This is a genomic window from Streptomyces sp. NPDC048734, from assembly GCF_043198675.1.
Classification (GTDB): Bacteria; Actinomycetota; Actinomycetes; order Streptomycetales; family Streptomycetaceae; genus Streptomyces.
Genome location: NZ_JBICUZ010000006.1, coordinates 374732 through 391425, shown reverse-complemented (window position 1 = coordinate 391425; position 16694 = coordinate 374732). Strand labels below are relative to the sequence as shown.

Genomic DNA, 16694 nt, shown 5'->3' with positions numbered 1-16694 from the left:
ACGCACCTGCCTGTAGCTATAGTGCGAGCAGCTCCTTGGTCGTGATGGTGAGTAGCTCGGGTCCGCCGTCCGCCTCGGGGCGCACGACGAGCGTGTCATCGATCCGGACACCGCCCCGGCCCGGGAGGTGGACCCCCGGTTCGACGGTGACCGGCACGCAAGCGTCCAGTTTACCCATGGCCGTGGGGGCCAGCTGCGGGTCCTCCTCGATTTCGAGTCCCACACCGTGCCCGGTGAGTGCCGTGAGGCCCTCGGCGTACCCCGCGCAGTCCAGCACCTGCCGTGCCGCACGGTCCACGTCGCGGTACGCGGCGCCGGGCACCAGGCTTTCGCGTCCGGCCCGCTGAGCGGCGAAGACGAGGTCGTACAGCTCGATCTGCCACTCCGCGGGAGAGGTGCCGATGACGAACGTGCGACCGATCTCGCAGCGGTAGCCGCGGTACGTCGCCCCGAGGCAGACCGACAGGAAATCGCCCTCCTCCACACGTCGGTCGGTGGGCCGGTGGCCCCGCCGCCCCGAGTTCGGGCCGGTACCCACGGACGGGGTGAAGGCGGGGCCGTCGGCTCCGTGGTCGACGAGGCGGCGCTCCAGCTCCAGGGCGAGGTGGCGTTCGGTACGGCCGACGAGGATGGACTCCAGCAGTTCGCCGAGGGCCTGGTCGGCGATCTCGGCGCCGATGCGCAGGCAGGAGATCTCCTCCTCGTCCTTGACGACCCTCAACTGCTCCACGGCACCACCGAGGTCGGCGAGGCGCAGCCGGGGCGCGACCGACCGCAGGGCGCGGTGCCGGGCCACCGTGAGGTGGTGTTCCTCGACCGCCAGGGAGTCGGCGCCTCGGTCCGTGAGGATGCCCGCGGCGGCCACCGCGGGATCGCCTCCGGAGCGGGACAGCACCTGCACCTTGAGGGCCTCGTCGGGCCTGCCCTCGTGGGGCCGGTCGTCGGGTGGGTCCGTGCACACGAGGAGTTCCTCGTCCGCACTCAGCAGCAGGACGGCGCCCTGGGGGGCCGCGCCCGCGAGGTATCTCACATTGGCGGGACGGGAGATCAGTGCGCTCGCGCTGCCGCCGGCACTGCACCGTTCCCTGAGCCGTTTGCGGCGAGCCGCGTACACCTCTGACATGTGTCGAGCGTAGGAGGCTTGTCCGGATTGTGCCGGTTGGGCTGCGCCGAGCGGGTTGGACGGGGGGCGGGGCCTCCTGCCGCGTCTACCGCATCGCGGTGGTCACCGGTGTGATCACCAGCTCGGCGGGCTGGCTATCGCCCGCGTCAGCACGTCGTCCAGGATCCGTGCCGTCGTCGGGACGTCCAGCAGGGAGTTGTCGATGATCGGGAGTCCGGAGCCGTACCAGCCGGCCATGCGCCCGTGGATGCGGGCGACCTCCTCGTCCGCGAGGCGGCGGTTGCCGGAGCGCTCCGCATTGCGTTCCAGGACGACTTCGAGGCCGGGGAGCAGGACGACCGGGAGCAGGCCGGGCCCCACGTGCCGCTTCCAGCCGCCGAGCCCGACGGCCGGACGGTCGGGGAAGATCGCGTCGTCCAGGATGCACGAGATGCCGTTGGCGAGGAAGTTGCGCGCGGCGAAGCCGCAGGTACGGCGGGCCAGGCGGTACTGCGCCTCGGAGTGGTCGTTCCAGCCCGACTGGGGGTCGGCGAAGCCGGAGCGGACCCATTCGCGGACGTCGTCGAGGCTGATGTGGGCGGTGGGCGCCCGGCGGTGGTCGGCCCAGAACTTGGCGACGCTGGTCTTCCCGGCGCCGGCCGGTCCGATGAGCAGCACCGCGAGCGTCGTGGCCGCCGGGTCGGGCGCCGCGGGGGCCGGCGGCGCGCTCGGCATGCCGACGGGGCCGCCGGGGGGCAGCGGCACATGCCCGGTGACGTCGCCGCCCGGCGGAGCGTGCCGCGGGAGCGGAGCGTGCTGCGGAGCCGGGGGGTGCGCGGCGGGCGGGGCCGGGGGCGCGGGCTGGAGCGGGCCCGGTGGCGGGGCGGTGAAGCCCGGGGGCGGCGGGGGCACGGGCCGTCCGGGGTGGCCGGCGGGCTGGTGCGGACCACCCGGGTGTTGCGCGGCCGGCGACCAGCCGACGGCAGGTCCGTGCCCCGGCTGATGGGGCGGCGGCAGCGGAGAACCCACTGCGTGCTGCATCCGGTGCCACTCCGTCTCGTACAGGTCCGTCTCGTACAGGCGATTGACGCTGGCCGCGAGGGTGCGGGCCCTGGCTTCCCCCCGAACGGTACCGCCCCCGGCCGTCCTTTGGTGAACGGCCGGGGGCGGTGTGAAGTGCCCGGTGCGCCAAGCGAATCGGACGGATGGGGACCCTGCGGACTTACTCGCCCACCTCGCCGTACGCGGCGAGCAGCACGGCCGGGTCGGGGCCCTCGATGACGGTGGGCCTGGCCAGGCCGTCGAGGACGATGAAGCGCAGGAGGTCGCCGCGGGACTTCTTGTCGACCTTCATGTTCTCCAGCAGCTTGGGCCACTGGTCGTGACGGTAGTGCAGGGGCAGCCCCACCGACTCCAGCACGGTGCGGTGGCGGTCGGCCGTGGCGTCGTCCAGCCGGCCGGCCAGGCGGCCCAGCTCGGCGGCGAAGTGCAGGCCGACCGAGACGGCCGCGCCGTGCCGCCACTTGTAGCGCTCGTTCTTCTCGATGGCGTGGGCGAGCGTGTGCCCGTAGTTGAGGATCTCCCGCAGACCCGACTCCTTGAGGTCGGAGGAGACGACGTCCGCCTTGACCCGGATGGAGCGCTCGATCAGCTCGGCGGTGTGCGGGCCGGCCGGGGTGCGGGCGGCCTCGGGGTCGGCCTCGATGAGGTCGAGGATGACCGGGTCGGCGATGAAGCCGGCCTTGATGATCTCGGCGAGCCCGGAGACGTAGTCGTGGGTCGGCAGGGAGTCCAGCGCGGCCAGGTCGCAGAGCACGCCGGCCGGCGGGTGGAAGGCGCCGACGAGGTTCTTGCCCTCGGCGGTGTTGATGCCGGTCTTGCCGCCGACGGCCGCGTCCACCATGGCGAGCACGGTGGTCGGGACGGCGATCCAGCGCACCCCGCGCAGCCAGGTGGCGGCCACGAACCCGGCGAGGTCGGTGGTCGCGCCGCCGCCGACGCCCACCACGACGTCGGTGCGGGTGAACCCGGACTGGCCGAGGGCCTTCCAGCAGTAGGCCGCGACCTCGGCGGTCTTGGCCTCCTCCGCGTTGGGCACCTGGATGGCGACCGCCTCGAAGCCCTGCTGGGCCAGGTCGGCGCGGAGCGCCTCCCCGGTCTCGGCGAGCGCCTCGGGGTGGATCACCGCGACCCGCTTCGCACGGTCGCCGATCAGCCCGCCCAGCTCGCCGAGGAGCCGGTGGCCGACCAGCACCTCGTACGGCTCGGAGCCGGCGCTGCCGCCGACCCGGATCCGCGTCACTGCCTCACTCATGCTTCCTTCAACTCCAACGCGTCCAGGGCTGCCTGGGTGACCTCTTCGGGCGTACGGCCGTCCGTCGGAACGACCGCGGTGGCGACCCCTTCGTAGAGGTGCCGGCGGGCCTCCATCAACTCGCGCCACTGCTTGCGCGGGTTGACGGCGAGCAGCGGGCGGGCCGTGTTGAGGCCGGTCCGCCTGACGGCCTCCTCGACGTCCATCGACAGGTAGACCACCCGCTGCCCGGCCAGCCGGCCGCGCGTCTCCTCGTCGAGGATCGAGCCGCCGCCGAGCGCCAGGACGCCGTCGTGCTCGGCGAGCGCGCGCAGCACGGCCGCCTTCTCGACGGCGCGGAAGGCGGGCTCGCCCTCCTCGACGAAGATGTCGGCGATGGAACGGCCCTGTCCGGCGACGATGTCGTCGTCGGTGTCCCGGTAGGCGACCTGGAGCCGCTCGGCCAGCTGCTGACCGACGGTGGACTTGCCGACGCCCATCGGCCCGACCAGGACGACCAGCGGCCCGCTCATCGGACGGGGAGGTGGTCGAGGTACGACCGCACGTTGCGGCGGGTCTCGGCGACGCTGTCGCCGCCGAACTTCTCCGCGACGGCGTCCGCGAGGACGAGCGCGACCATGGCCTCGGCGACGATGCCGGCCGCCGGCACGGCGCAGACGTCGGAGCGCTGGTGGTGGGCCTGCGTCGCCTCGCCGGTGGCCACGTCCACGGTGCGCAGCGCGCGCGGCACGGTGGCGATGGGCTTCATGGCCGCGCGCACGCGCAGCAGTTCGCCGGTGGACAGACCGCCCTCGGTGCCGCCGGCGCGGCCGGAGGCCCGCCGGAGCCCCTCGGGGGTGCCGACGATCTCGTCGTGCGCCTGCGAGCCGGGCACGCGCGCGAGGTCGAAGCCGTCGCCGACCTCGACGCCCTTGATCGCCTGGATGCCCATGAGGGCACCGGCCAGCCGGGCGTCCAGCTTGCGGTCCCAGTGCACGTGCGAGCCCAGGCCCACCGGCACGTCGTAGGCGAGCACCTCGACGACTCCGCCGAGGGTGTCGCCGTCCTTGTGGGCCTGGTCGATCTCGGCGACCATCGCCTTCGACGCGTCCGCGTCCAGGCAGCGCACCGGGTCGGCGTCGAGCTTCTCGACGTCGGCGGGGGTCGGGTACACGCCGTACGGCGCCTTGGCGGCGGCGATCTCCACGACGTGGGACACGATCTCGATGCCGGCCGTCTCCTTCAGGTACGACCGGGCGACGGCGCCCAGGGCGACGCGGGCGGCCGTCTCGCGCGCGGAGGCGCGCTCCAGGATCGGCCGGGCCTCGTCGAAGCCGTACTTCTGCATGCCTGCCAGGTCGGCGTGGCCGGGGCGGGGGCGGGTCAGCGGCGCGTTGCGGGCGAGCCCGGCGAGCACCTCGGGGTCGACCGGGTCGGCCGCCATGACCTGGTCCCACTTCGGCCACTCGGTGTTGCCCACCATGACCGCGACCGGGGAACCGAGGGTGAGGCCGTGGCGGACGCCGCCGAGGAAGGTCACCTCGTCCCGCTCGAACTTCATCCGCGCACCGCGCCCATAGCCGAGCCGGCGCCTCGCCAGATGGTCCGCCACCATCTCCGTGGTGATCGGCACGCCGGCGGGAAGGCCCTCCAGCGTCGCCACGAGTGCGGGACCGTGGGACTCCCCCGCGGTCAGCCAGCGCAACCTGCTCAACGGTGCTCCTCAGTCTCGCGCCTGGTACTGCCCTGCGTACGCGCGTCCTCGCGTACGGCAACGGCGCGACCGGGTGCGCGACCCTGGTCCGCCACCCCCGATCCTCCCACGTCCACCACCCGGAACCGGCCGCCGGTCCATCTGGCGGACGTCGGCTGCCGGCGGGCGGGCCCCCGCGAGCCGGACCCGTGGCGGAGATCCCCGCTACGGGCGGGAGGCGAGCGCGTGCTCCCCGGCCTTCCGCATCGCGTCCACGGGGGCCGGGGAGCGCCCGGTCATCCGCTCCACCTGGAGCGCCGCCTGGTGCACCAGCAGATCGAGGCCGCTGACCACGGCGCCGCCGAACATCGACCAGCGGGCGGCCAGTTCGGTCGGCCAGGGGTGGTAGAGCACGTCGAAGAGGGTGGCGGGCCGCTCCGGCACGGCGGTGGCGAGCGCGTCGGTGGCGCCCGCGGGAGTGGTGGCGATCACCAGGGGGGCGCGCAGCGCCTCGGCCGCGTCGGCCCAGTCGGCCGTGCGGACGTCGACGTCGAGGCGCTCGCCCCACTGCCGCATCTCGGCGGCGCGGTCCGCGCTGCGCACGTAGACCACGACCTCGCCGGCGCAGATCCTGGACATCGCGGCCAGCGCGGAGGAGGCGGTGGCGCCGGCGCCGAGGATCGCGGCCGAGTCGACCTGCTCGACGCCGTGCTCGCGCAGGGCGGCGACCATGCCGGGGATGTCGGTGTTGTCGCCGACGCGGCGGCCGTCCTCGGTGAACACCAGGGTGTTGACCGCCTCGACTGCGGCCGCCGTCTCGCTGACCTCGTCCAGCAGGGGGACGACCGCGCGCTTGAGCGGCATGGTCAGCGACAGCCCGGCCCACTCGGCCCCGAGTCCCTCGACGAAGGAGGGCAGGGCCGCCTCGTCCACGTCGAAGAGGTCGTACGTCCACTGCGTCAGGTCCATCGCCCGGTACGCGGCACGGTGCAGCACCGGGGAGAGGGAGTGGGCGACGGGGCTGCCGAGCACGGCGGCGCGGTGCCGGCGGACGGGCCCGGGTCCGGTGATGGCGGTCATGTTCTCAGTTACCGGCGCTCTCGTTGAACTTGTCCTTGAGCCGCTCGAATTCCGCGTAGGTCTTGGCGAACTCGGTCTTGTTCTCACCGTCGGTCGCCACGAAGTAGATCCAGCCGTCGCTCGTCGGAGTCAGCGCCGCCGTCAGTGCCTCGGCCCCGGGGTTCCCGATCGGTCCCGGCGGAAGGCCCTTCTGGGTGTACGTGTTGTACGGGTCCTGGTTGCTGTTGATCTCGGACTCGCTGATGTGGATGTTGCTCTCGTTCTTCAGGTAGTTGAAGGTCGAGTCGAACTGGAGCAGCTGGTTGGTCTCGGTGTTCGTCGGCTTGAGACGGTTGTAGACCACCTCCGCCATCTTGCGGAAGTCGTCGTGCGTCTTGCCCTCCGCCTGGACCAGGCTCGCGACCGTGACGACCTGGAGCGGGTTCTCCAGTTTCAGCGCCTTGGCCTTGGCCTCGAGGTCGTACTTGCCGTAGGCCTCGTCGGCCCGGCCGACCATCTGCTTGAGGACCGAGGCGGGCTTCATGCCCTTGGCCGCGGGATAGGTGCCGGGGTAGAGGAAGCCCTCCAGCGGGTCCTTGACGTCGCCGTCGGCGTTCGCCCAGTCGGGCAGGCCGAGGTTCTTGAAGTCCTTCTCCGCGACGTCCCTGGTGGTGCCGGCGGCGAGGCCGAGTTTGGTGTCGATCGCCTTGTAGACGGTGATGTTCCGCTGACCGGGCGTGACCATCACGTTGGCCTGGCTCTTGGGGTCGAGCATCATCTCCACGGCGCTCTTGGCGGACATCTCCTTCCTGAGGATGTACGCGCCCGCCTGGATCTGGTCCCCGTCGTTGGTGGTGAAGGCGGACACGAAGGCGTCGACGCTCTTCACCACACCGGCCTCCTTCAGCTTGCGGCCGATGTCGACGCCGCGGGCGCCCTTCGGGACCTCGATGCTGACGGTCTGGCTGGTGCCGTCGCCCGCGAAGTCCGGCGCCGCGCTGTGACGGTTCTGGTAGAACTGGTAGCCGAAGTAGGTGACGCCGCCGAGGCCGCCGCCGAACACCAGCAGGACGACCAGGCAGGCACAGCCGTTGCGGCTCTTCTTGCTCTTGGCCCCCTTGGACCCTTTGCCGCCGCGACCGCGTCGGTCGCCGCGCGCCTCCGGCTCGTCGTCGTCCTCGTCGTCCGCCCCGCCGCCCGCGAAGAAGGCGTGCTCGCCCTGGTCGGGACCGGGGTCCCAGTCGGGCCGCGGCTGCTCCGCCTCCGGTTCCGGTTCGGCGCGCCTGCGCGCGGGCGGCTCCGGCGGCGGATACGCGTCCGGCGTCCCGTAGAGGTCGGGCTGTTCGGCGCCGTAGGCCGCGGCCTGCTGGCCGTACGGGTCACCGGGGTCGGCGGCGTACGGGACCTGCGCGTGGCTGCCGGTGCCGTCCCAGCCGCCCTCCTGGTAGGCCTGCTGGTCACGGTGGGCGTACTGCTGGCCCGGAGCGGCGTACTGCTGCTGCTCGTAGGACTGCTGGTACTGCTGCTGGTCGTACTGCTGCGGCTGGCCGTTGTTCCAGTCCGCGTACTCCTGCTGCGGCTGCTGCGGGTACTGGTGCTGCGGCTGGCCGCCGTAGGCAGGCTGGTGGCCGGTGTGGCCCTGCTGCCCTTCCCATCCGCCGTCCCCGTACAACGGGTCCTCCGGATGCCACGGTTCGGAGCCAGGGCCCCGGCCATACTCAGTCATCGATCCCCTAGAGCCGCGAGGCGGCGGTCGCGGGGCTCATGGGCCCCGGCTACCGTCCCGCCTCTTTCTGTGCGGTCGCTGTTCGAACACCACCGCATCGCGCGGAACGTTACCGTATCGCGATCAGATGACCACTTCGACGCCCTCGCCGGGTGCCGAGCCTGACACCCGTTCGGATTCCAGGGCCTGCTGAAGGATGATCACAGCGGCCGCCTGGTCGATGACGGAACGTCCCTTCCTGGACTTCACGCCCGAGGCGCGCAGTCCCTGACTGGCCGTCACCGTCGTCATCCGCTCGTCGACCAGCCGGACCGCGACCGGCGCGATGCCCTTGGCCAGCTCCTGGGCGAAGGCGCGCACCTTGACCGCGGCCGGGCCCTCGCCCCCCTTGAGGGAGCGGGGGAGACCGACGACGACCTCGATCGGCTCGTACTCCTCGACGAGCTGCCGGAGCCGGCGGTGGGCCGCCGGGACGTCACGGCCGGGGACCGTCTCCACCGGGGTGGCGAGGATCCCGTCGGGGTCGCACGAGGCGACCCCGATCCGGGCGTCCCCGACGTCGACGGCGAGACGACGGCCCTTGCGCATGGGACGGCTCACTTGGCCGATTCCGCCACGAGCCGCTCGACGGCGTCGACGGCCTCGCCGACGGCGGCCGGGTTCTGGCCGCCGCCCTGGGCGACGTCCGGCTTGCCGCCACCGCCGCCACCGAGGGTCTTGGCCGCCGTACGGACCAGGTCGCCGGCCTTGAGGCCGCGCTCGCGGGCGGCCTCGTTGGTGGCGATGACCGTGAGCGGCTTGCCGTTGTTGACCGTGAACAGGGCCACCACGGCGGCCCGTCCGCCCTGGATGCGGCCGCGCACGTCGAGGACCAGCTTGCGCAGGTCGTCCGGCGTGGTGCCGTCCGGAACCTGCCCGGTGACGAGCGCGATGCCGCGGACGTCCTTGGCGGAGCCGGCGAGACCGGCGGCGGCCTGGAGGACCTTCTCCGCGCGGAACTTCTCGATCTCCTTCTCGGCGTCCTTCAGCTTGCCGAGCATGGCGGAGACCTTCTCCGGGAGCTCCTCCGGGCGGCCCTTGATCAGTTCCTGGAGCTGGGCGACGACGGTGTGCTCACGGGCCAGGAAGTTGTAGGCGTCGACGCCCACGAGGGCCTCGATACGGCGCACGCCCGAACCGATCGACGACTCGCCGAGCAGCTTCACCAGGCCGAGCTGGGCGGTGTTGTGCACGTGGGTGCCGCCGCACAGCTCCTTGGAGAAGTCGCCGATGGTCACGACGCGGACCCGCTCGCCGTACTTCTCGCCGAACTCGGCGATGGCGCCCTGCTTCTTGGCCTCGTCGAGGCTGAGGATCTCGGCGTGCACGTCCAGGTCGCGGGCGAGCACCTCGTTGATCTTCTGCTCGACGTCGGTCATCACGGCCGTCGGGACGGCGGCGGGAGAGCCGAAGTCGAAGCGGAAGCGGCCGGGCTGGTTCTCGGAACCGGCCTGGGCGGCCGTCGGGCCGAGGGCGTCGCGCAGGGCCTGGTGGGTGAGGTGCGTGGCCGAGTGGGCGCGGGCGATGGCCGTACGGCGGCGGCCGTCGATGGAGGCGTGGGCCTTGGCTCCGACGGTCACCTCGCCGAACTGGACGACGCCCTTGTGGACGTACACACCCGGCACCGGCTTCTGGGTGTCGCGGATCTCGACGACGGCACCGGTGTCGATCTTGATGCGGCCGGTGTCGCCGATCTGACCGCCGCCCTCGGCGTAGAACGGGGTGCGGTCCAGGACGATCTCGACCTCGTCGCCCTCGGTGGCGGCCGGGGAGGAGACGCCGTCGACGAGGATGCCGACGACCGTGGTCTCGCCCTCGGTGTCGGTGTAGCCGATGAAGTCGGTCTCGCCGGCCTTGTCGGCGATCTCGCGGTAGGCGCCGGCGCCGGCGTGGCCGGTCTTCTTGGCCTGGGCGTCGGCCTTGGCGCGCTCGCGCTGTTCCTTCATCAGGCGGCGGAAGCCGTCCTCGTCCACGGACAGCCCCTGCTCGGCGGCCATCTCCAGGGTGAGGTCGATCGGGAAGCCCCAGGTGTCGTGGAGCAGGAAGGCCTTGTCACCGGACAGGACGCTGCCGCCGGCCTGCTTGGTCTCGGTGACGGCGGTGTCGAGGATGTTCGTGCCGCCCTTGAGGGCCTTGAGGAAGGCGTTCTCCTCGGCGACGGCGACCTTCTCGATCCGCTCGCGGTCGGAGACGAGCTCCGGGTACTGCTGGCCCATCATCTCGATGACCGTGTCGATCAGGTCCTTGACGACCGGACCGGTGGCACCGAGCAGACGCATGTTGCGGATGGCGCGGCGCATGATGCGGCGCAGCACGTAGCCGCGGCCCTCGTTGCCGGGGGTCACGCCGTCACCGATGAGCATCACGGAGGTGCGCATGTGGTCGGTGACCACGCGCAGGGAGACGTCCGATTCGTGGGCGTCACCGTAGGCCACGCCGGTCAGCTCGGTGGCCTTCTTGATGACGGCCATGGAGGTGTCGATCTCGTACATGTTCTGCACACCCTGCAGAATCATGGCGAGGCGCTCCATGCCGAGGCCCGTGTCGATGTTCTTGCTCGGCAGGTCGCCCAGGATCTCGAAGTTGTCCTTGCCGATGCCCTCGCCGCGCTCGTACTGCATGAAGACGAGGTTCCAGATCTCCACGTACCGCTCGTCGTTGACGGCGGGGCCGCCCTCGACGCCGAACTCGGGGCCGCGGTCGTAGTTGATCTCGGAACAGGGACCGCACGGGCCGGGGACGCCCATGGACCAGTAGTTGTCCTTCATGCCGAGGCGCTGGATGCGCTCCTTCGGCACCCCGACGACCTCGTGCCAGATGCGCTCGGCCTCGTCGTCGTCCTTGTAGACGGTGATCCAGAGCTTCTCCGGCTCCAGGCCGTAACCACCCTTGTCCTGGGGCGTGGTGAGCAGCTCCCAGGCGTAGGAGATGGCGCCTTCCTTGAAGTAGTCACCGAAGGAGAAGTTGCCGCACATCTGGAAGAACGTGCCGTGGCGGGTGGTCTTGCCGACCTCTTCGATGTCGGGCGTGCGCACGCACTTCTGCACGCTGGTGGCGCGCTGGAAGGGCGGCTTGACCTCACCCAGGAAGTAGGGCTTGAAGGGCACCATGCCGGCGGGGACCAGGAGCAGAGTCGGGTCGTCCGCGATGAGCGACGCCGAAGGGACGACGGTGTGCCCGCGCTCCTCGAAGAAGCTCAGCCAGCGGCGGCGGATCTCAGCCGACTCCATCAGTGGTCCTCATTCCGGTTGTACGGGTACGTCGTGTCGTCGACGTGCTTCGGCTTGCTGGGGTGGTTCTCGATGGCGGTGTACCGCCGGGGGGCGGGGAGTTCGGGGTCCGGGCGGAGCCCGAGCGCGTCCCCCAGTTCGGCCTCCCGCTGGGCCATGTTGTCGCGGACGTCGAGCGCGAAGCCCACCGCGCGGTCCTTGAGGCGCGCTCCCGTCTCGAGCGCCTTGTTGGCCGCGGTCGCGGCGAGGCTCTCGGGGGTCAGCTGCCTCAGCTTGCGGTTGACCTTGGTGGTGGCCCAGACACCGGCGGCGACACCGGTGCCGAACCAGAACGTACGGCGGAACATCGCTTGAGTCTCAGTCCTTCTTCCGCTTGCCCCACCGCTGGGCCGGGACGGTCCGGCCCACGATCACGGTGCGTCGGGGCGCCTTGGCGGGCCCGTCTTCCTTGCGTCCGCCGAGGGCCCGGCGGACGCCGTAACCGAAGGCGGCGACCTTCACCAGGGGGCCGCCGAAGGTGGAGGCGACCGTGGTGGAGAGCGCGGAGGCGTTGGAGGTGACCTCCTGGACGTCCGAGGCGATCGCGTCGACCCGGTCGATCTGGGTCTGCGCCGAGCGGACCGCCGTGGAGGCGTCCGCCAGCAGCGGTACGGCCTGGTCGGTCACGTCCGCGACCAGCTTGGTGGTGGCCTTGAGCGTCTGGGCCAGTCTCGCCAGCGCGACCGCGAGGAAGGAGACCAGGATCGCCCAGAACACGGCCACCAGGATGCCGGCCACCTCTCCACCGGACACTGTGCACCCGCTCCCTGAAACGTGCCTCTGCATCGGAAAAGTCGTGCACCGAGCCTATCGCGCCGCCGGGACCGGTCCGCACCGGATTAACCGGCGGCGCGGGCCGTGGCGCGGCCACGGCCCTGGACATGCGCGGACCCGCCGCCCCGACCGCCCGGAAGGGCGGGGGGACGGCGGGTCCGGGCACAGAGGTCCTGCGGCCGCCGGAGGATCAGCGGGCGTAGTACTCGACGACCAGCTGCTCGTCGCAGATGACCGGGATCTCCTTGCGGTTCGGCTCGCGGTCCAGGCGGAAGGCCAGGGCGCGGAGGTTCACCTGGAGGTAGCGCGGGGTCTCGCCGTCGGGGGCGAAGCCACCCTCACGGGCGACCGCGAAGAGGGTCTTCTCGCGGCTGCGCTCGCGGACCATCACGACGTCGTCGGGACGGACGCGGAACGAGGGCTTGTCGACCTTCTGGCCGTTGACCTCGATGTGGCCGTGGACGACCATCTGGCGGGCCTGGTAGATCGTGCGGGCGATGCCCGAACGCAGGACCAGCGCGTCGAGACGACGCTCGAGCTCGATGATCAGGGCCTCACCGGTCTTGCCCTGGACCTTGGAGGCACGCTCGTAGGCGCGGACGAGCTGGCGCTCGGACACGTCGTACTGCGCGCGCAGACGCTGCTTCTCGAGCAGACGGACCTTGTAGTCCGAGTTCTGCTTGCGGCCACGGCCGTGCTCACCCGGCGGGTAGGGGCGGGCCTCGAAGTACTTGACGGCCTTCGGGGTCAGCGCGATGCCGAGGGCACGCGACTTCTTGACCTTGGGGCGGGACTGGTTCGCCACTGTCTCTCATTTCCTGGTTTCGGCTTGTCAGGGTTGAAGGAGGTCGCATCCGCAGCCGGGGAGACCCGCCGGGTCCACGGGGGACCTGCCGGGCAGCCGCTCCCCTGGTCTGGGCACATACGTGCAGCACGCGAGTGGCCCACCGACCCTGACCGGAACCCCGGCTGGTGGTGGGCTGCCCGCGACACCGTTCGACGGTGCGCGACGCTCCTGGAGCCGGTCCGCGAGGGACCGGGCTCCGGCTGACCGTCCCGTTCTGACAGCGCGGGACACAGCACTCCGAGCGAGTTTACAGGGTGCTCAGTCCCGCTTGCGACCGAGGTGCCTCCTGGTCCACTCCACGGCGTCCGAGTACCGCGCCTCCGCGCCGTGCCGGGTCGGCTCGTAGTACCGGCGGTCCTTGATGGCGTCCGGGGCGTACTGCTGGGGGGCGATCCCCTCGGGCAGGTCGTGCGGGTACACGTACCCCTGCGCGTGCCCCAGCTTGGCGGCTCCCTTGTAGTGCCCGTCCCGCAGGTGCGCCGGCACGGGCCCGGCCAGCCCCTTGCGTACGTCGTCCAGGGCGGCGCCTATCGCGGTCGTCGCGGAGTTCGACTTGGGGGCGAGGGCCAGGGCGATGGTGGCGTGGCTGAGGGTGAGGGCGGCCTCGGGGAAGCCGATCATGGCGACGGCCTGGGCGGCGGCGACCGCGATCGGCAGGGCGCCGGGGTCGGCCAGGCCGATGTCCTCGCTGGCGGAGATCATCAGACGGCGGGCGATGAAACGGGGGTCCTCGCCCGCCTCGATCATGCGGGCCAGGTAGTGCAGGGCCGCGTCGACGTCGGAGCCGCGGATCGACTTGATCAGGGCGCTGGCGACGTCGTAGTGCTGGTCACCGTCGCGGTCGTACTTCACGGCGGCCCGGTCGACCGTCTCCTCCAGGGTGGCGAGGGAGATCCGCGTCTCGCCCTTGTCCAGGGCGGCCCCGGCTGCGGCCTCCAGGGCGGTGAGGGCACGGCGGGCGTCGCCGCCGGCGATGCGCAGGAGGTGGTCCTCGGTGTCCTCGGGGAGGTCCACGGCGCTCTTCAGACCGCGGTCGTCGGCCACCGCGCGCCGCAGCAGGCCGCGCAGGTCGTCGTCGGTGAGCGGTTCGAGGGTGAGGAGGAGCGAGCGGGAGAGCAGGGGCGAGATGACCGAGAAGAACGGGTTCTCCGTGGTGGCCGCGATCAGGGTGACCCAGCGGTTCTCGACGGCGGGCAGCAGGGAGTCCTGCTGGGCCTTGCTGAAGCGGTGGATCTCGTCGAGGAAGAGGACGGTCTCCTTGCCGAAGCCTCCGGTGGCGCGGCGGGCGCCGTCGATGACGGCACGGACCTCCTTGACGCCGGCGGTGATCGCGGACAGTTCGACGAAGCGGGCGTCGGTGGCCTTGGAGACGACGTAGGCCAGGGTGGTCTTGCCGGTGCCCGGCGGGCCCCAGAGGATCACCGAGGAGGGACCGGCCGGGCCCCTGGCGCTCTCGCCGACCAGGCGGCGCAGGGGTGAGCCCGGCTTCAGCAGGTGCTGCTGGCCCACGACCTCGTCGAGGGTGCGCGGGCGCATCCGGACCGCCAGAGGGCTCCCGGCGGGGTCCTTCTCCTGGCGTTCTTCGGCTGCGGCGGTGAACAGATCGGGCTCCACGCTGAAAACCCTAGTTCACCGCACCGACAATGCCGTCGGCCGCCGGGAGGCCCTGGTCGGCCGGATCTGCCCGGTGCGGCCGGGGCCCCGGCCGGGTCAGCTGGTCCAGAAGTCCCACCAGCGGGTCAGGATCAGCATGCCGATGATGCCGACGTGCAGCACGGGCAGGACCCAGGTGAACTCGCCGAAGAAGCTCTTGAGCCAGCCGGGGGCGGGCAGGAAGCCGTTGCGGACGTTGAACGAGGTCACGTACCAGAACATGAAGATCGTGGCGACCCAGGCCAGGGAGCACCACAGGCACAGGGCGTTGATGCGGTACAGGGACTGGAACATCAGCCAGGCGCAGAAGACGACCCCGAAGAGCGTGCCGGCGTTGAAGGTGAGCCAGTACCAGCGCGGGAAGCGGGCACCCGCGAGCAGGCTGATGCCGACGCAGACGACGATGCCGTAGGCGACGAGGCCGAGCATCGGGTTGGGGAAGCCGAAGACCGAGGCCTGGTCGCTCTCCATGACGCTGCCGCAGGAGACGACGGGGTTGAGGCTGCACCCGGGGGTGAAGGTCTTGCCCTCGACCCTGGCCTCGAGGAGCTTGAACTTGTCGATGGTGATGACCCACGCGGCGAGCAGTCCGGCCGCGCCGGTGATCACCAGCAGCAGGGCGAACGCCCGGCTGCCGCCCGCCGTCCCGGTCGCGGCCGACTCGGCGCGTCGCGGACCGGGCTCGGTGGAGACGTCGTTGACTGTCGTCTTGCTCATCACGCCGATTCCGTCACTTGAGACTTGGACCTTCTTCGGGCACGGCCATTGTGCCGCACACGCGCGCGTGCGCACCGTTCGCTCCCCATAAGGATGAAGGTGAGACCCGGTACGGGTGTTCGGTTTCGGACAGCTGTACCGGGTGTCCGGCTCCGGACACCGGCCGGACGGGGCGGCGGGCCGGGCCCGCCCCCCGGACACGACGGGGGCGCCGGACCTCCGAGGAGATGTCCGGCGCCCCACGCCTGCCCGTCAGCCGAGCCGTGACTCCAGCTCGGCCACGACCTCGTTCACGCCGACCGCCGTCTGCTCGCCGGACTCCATGTCCTTGAGCTGGACGACGCCCTCGGCAAGGTCGCGTTCACCCAGGACCAGCGCGTACCGGGCGCCTGAACGGTTGGCCGCCTTCATCGCGGCCTTGAGGCCCTTGCCGCCGTAGGCGAAGTCCGCGGCCACCCCGTTCTTGCGCAGTTCGGAGACCTTCGCGAACAGCACCCGGCGGGCCTCCTCGCCGAGCGGTACGGCGAACACACTGGTGGTGGCGGGGAGTTCGAGCTCGACGCCCTCCGCCTCCAGCGCAAGGACCGTGCGGTCGACGCCCAGTGCCCAGCCGACGGACGGCAGCGCGGGGCCGCCGATCATCTCGGACAGGCCGTCGTAGCGCCCGCCACCGCCCACCGCGGACTGCGAGCCGAGGCCGTCGTGGACGAACTCGAAGGTGGTGCGGGTGTAGTAGTCCAGGCCGCGGACCAGCTTCGGGTCGTCCTCGAAGACGACGCCGGCCGCCGTGACCAGCTCGCGGACCTCCTCGTGGTACGCCTTGCAGGCGTCGCAGAGGTAGTCGCGCAGCAGCGGGGCCCCGGCCAGCTGCCGCTGGACGTCCTGGCGCTTGTCGTCGAGGACCCGCAGCGGGTTGATCTCGGCGCGGCGGAGCGTGTCCTCGTCGAGGTCCAGGCCGCGCAGGAAGGTCTGCAGCGCCTCCCTGTACACCGGGCGGCACTCCTTGTCGCCCAGGCTGTTGAGCAGGATGCGGAAGTCCCTGAGCCCCAGGGAGCGGTACGCCTGGTCGGCCAGGATGATCAGCTCCGCGTCCAGCGCCGGGTCCTCGGCGCCGATCGCCTCGGCGCCGACCTGGGAGAAGTGGCGGTAGCGGCCCTTCTGCGGGCGCTCGTAGCGGTAGTACGAGCCGGAGTACCAGAGCTTGACCGGGAGGTTGCCCGTCTTGTGGAGGTTGGCCTCGAGGGCGGCGCGCAGGACCGACGCCGTTCCCTCGGGGCGCAGCGCGAGCCGGTCGCCGCCCTTGGTCTCGAAGGCGTACATCTCCTTGGTCACGATGTCGGTGGACTCGCCGACACCGCGCGCGAACAGCTCGACGTTCTCGAAGCCGGGCGTCTCGATGTAGCCGTAGCCGGAGTTGCGCAGCGGGGCGGCGATCGCCTCGCGGACGGCCAGGTACGTGGCGCTGTCCGGCGGGATGAGGTCGTACGTGCCCTTGGGGGCCTGGAAGGTACTCACGGGAGGT

15 protein-coding genes are annotated in these 16694 nt (G+C 71.6%); all 15 read right to left on the bottom strand.

All coding sequences use genetic code 11. The annotated features are described in order from the left end of the window. Positions 1 to 16: 16 nt before the first annotated feature. Complete coding sequence (locus tag ACGFQC_RS18975) at positions 17 to 1123, bottom strand: aminopeptidase P family protein (protein WP_363091378.1); 1107 nt, start codon at positions 1121 to 1123, stop codon at positions 17 to 19. 114 nt (positions 1124 to 1237) lie between these two features. After that, a complete protein-coding gene (locus ACGFQC_RS18970) occupies positions 1238 to 2143 on the bottom strand; it encodes a Pro-rich N-terminal domain-containing protein (RefSeq protein ID WP_363091377.1) in 906 nt (301 codons plus the stop codon). Between the two features lie 181 nt (positions 2144 to 2324). Further along, the gene (gene aroB, locus ACGFQC_RS18965) at positions 2325 to 3416 is read right to left on the bottom strand and encodes a 3-dehydroquinate synthase (RefSeq protein ID WP_363091376.1); all 1092 of its coding nucleotides are present in this window, start codon (positions 3414 to 3416) and stop codon (positions 2325 to 2327) included. Continuing rightward, positions 3413 to 3928: a shikimate kinase gene (locus ACGFQC_RS18960; RefSeq protein WP_363091375.1), complete on the bottom strand. Its 516-nt coding sequence runs from the start codon at positions 3926 to 3928 to the stop codon at positions 3413 to 3415. Before ACGFQC_RS18960 ends, aroB begins: the two co-directional genes overlap by 4 nt. Then, positions 3925 to 5109 carry a chorismate synthase gene (gene aroC / locus ACGFQC_RS18955; RefSeq protein ID WP_363091374.1) on the bottom strand — a complete coding sequence of 395 codons (1185 nt, stop codon included), beginning with the start codon at positions 5107 to 5109 and terminating at the stop codon, positions 3925 to 3927. The genes ACGFQC_RS18960 and aroC overlap by 4 nt, the downstream gene beginning before the upstream one ends. Positions 5110 to 5313: 204 nt before the next feature. Further along, the gene (locus tag ACGFQC_RS18950) at positions 5314 to 6168 is read right to left on the bottom strand and encodes a shikimate dehydrogenase (RefSeq protein ID WP_363091373.1); all 855 of its coding nucleotides are present in this window, start codon (positions 6166 to 6168) and stop codon (positions 5314 to 5316) included. Positions 6169 to 6172: 4 nt separating this feature from the next. Then, on the bottom strand, positions 6173 to 7873 hold the full coding sequence (mltG, locus tag ACGFQC_RS18945; RefSeq protein WP_363091372.1) for an endolytic transglycosylase MltG: 1701 nt from the start codon (positions 7871 to 7873) through the stop codon (positions 6173 to 6175). 123 nt (positions 7874 to 7996) lie between these two features. After that, positions 7997 to 8461 (bottom strand): Holliday junction resolvase RuvX, encoded by a 465-nt coding sequence (gene ruvX / locus ACGFQC_RS18940; RefSeq protein ID WP_363091457.1) that lies wholly within the window; start codon positions 8459 to 8461, stop codon positions 7997 to 7999. An 8-nt stretch (positions 8462 to 8469) separates the two neighbouring features. Then, positions 8470 to 11142, bottom strand: coding sequence for an alanine--tRNA ligase (gene alaS / locus ACGFQC_RS18935; protein WP_363091370.1), 2673 nt, complete (start codon positions 11140 to 11142; stop codon positions 8470 to 8472). Further along, entirely contained in the window at positions 11142 to 11489 is a 348-nt protein-coding gene (locus ACGFQC_RS18930; protein ID WP_363091369.1) for a hypothetical protein, read from the bottom strand. The genes alaS and ACGFQC_RS18930 overlap by 1 nt, the downstream gene beginning before the upstream one ends. 10 nt (positions 11490 to 11499) lie before the next feature. Continuing rightward, positions 11500 to 11967: a DUF948 domain-containing protein gene (locus ACGFQC_RS18925; RefSeq protein ID WP_363091368.1), complete on the bottom strand. Its 468-nt coding sequence runs from the start codon at positions 11965 to 11967 to the stop codon at positions 11500 to 11502. A gap of 178 nt (positions 11968 to 12145) precedes the next feature. Then, positions 12146 to 12760, bottom strand: a complete 615-nt coding sequence (gene rpsD, locus ACGFQC_RS18920; protein WP_363091367.1) for a 30S ribosomal protein S4 — start codon at positions 12758 to 12760, stop codon at positions 12146 to 12148. A gap of 300 nt (positions 12761 to 13060) precedes the next feature. Next, positions 13061 to 14416 (bottom strand): replication-associated recombination protein A, encoded by a 1356-nt coding sequence (locus ACGFQC_RS18915; RefSeq protein ID WP_363091366.1) that lies wholly within the window; start codon positions 14414 to 14416, stop codon positions 13061 to 13063. Positions 14417 to 14512: 96 nt separating this feature from the next. Next, positions 14513 to 15172 carry a vitamin K epoxide reductase family protein gene (locus ACGFQC_RS18910; RefSeq protein ID WP_363091364.1) on the bottom strand — a complete coding sequence of 220 codons (660 nt, stop codon included), beginning with the start codon at positions 15170 to 15172 and terminating at the stop codon, positions 14513 to 14515. Between the two features lie 252 nt (positions 15173 to 15424). Further along, positions 15425 to 16687, bottom strand: a complete 1263-nt coding sequence (gene hisS / locus ACGFQC_RS18905) for a histidine--tRNA ligase (RefSeq protein ID WP_363091362.1) — start codon at positions 16685 to 16687, stop codon at positions 15425 to 15427. Positions 16688 to 16694 lie beyond the last annotated feature (7 nt).

Coding starts and splice junctions, on each gene's coding strand:
- ACGFQC_RS18975 (WP_363091378.1), bottom strand. CDS start 1,123: ATGTCAGAGGTGTACGCGGCTCGCCGCAAACGGCTCAGGGAACGGTGC.
- ACGFQC_RS18970 (WP_363091377.1), bottom strand. CDS start 2,143: ATGCAGCACGCAGTGGGTTCTCCGCTGCCGCCGCCCCATCAGCCGGGG.
- aroB (WP_363091376.1), bottom strand. CDS start 3,416: ATGAGTGAGGCAGTGACGCGGATCCGGGTCGGCGGCAGCGCCGGCTCC.
- ACGFQC_RS18960 (WP_363091375.1), bottom strand. CDS start 3,928: ATGAGCGGGCCGCTGGTCGTCCTGGTCGGGCCGATGGGCGTCGGCAAG.
- ACGFQC_RS18950 (WP_363091373.1), bottom strand. CDS start 6,168: ATGACCGCCATCACCGGACCCGGGCCCGTCCGCCGGCACCGCGCCGCC.
- mltG (WP_363091372.1), bottom strand. CDS start 7,873: ATGACTGAGTATGGCCGGGGCCCTGGCTCCGAACCGTGGCATCCGGAG.
- ruvX (WP_363091457.1), bottom strand. CDS start 8,461: ATGCGCAAGGGCCGTCGTCTCGCCGTCGACGTCGGGGACGCCCGGATC.
- alaS (WP_363091370.1), bottom strand. CDS start 11,142: ATGGAGTCGGCTGAGATCCGCCGCCGCTGGCTGAGCTTCTTCGAGGAG.
- ACGFQC_RS18930 (WP_363091369.1), bottom strand. CDS start 11,489: ATGTTCCGCCGTACGTTCTGGTTCGGCACCGGTGTCGCCGCCGGTGTC.
- ACGFQC_RS18925 (WP_363091368.1), bottom strand. CDS start 11,967: ATGCAGAGGCACGTTTCAGGGAGCGGGTGCACAGTGTCCGGTGGAGAG.
- ACGFQC_RS18910 (WP_363091364.1), bottom strand. CDS start 15,172: ATGAGCAAGACGACAGTCAACGACGTCTCCACCGAGCCCGGTCCGCGA.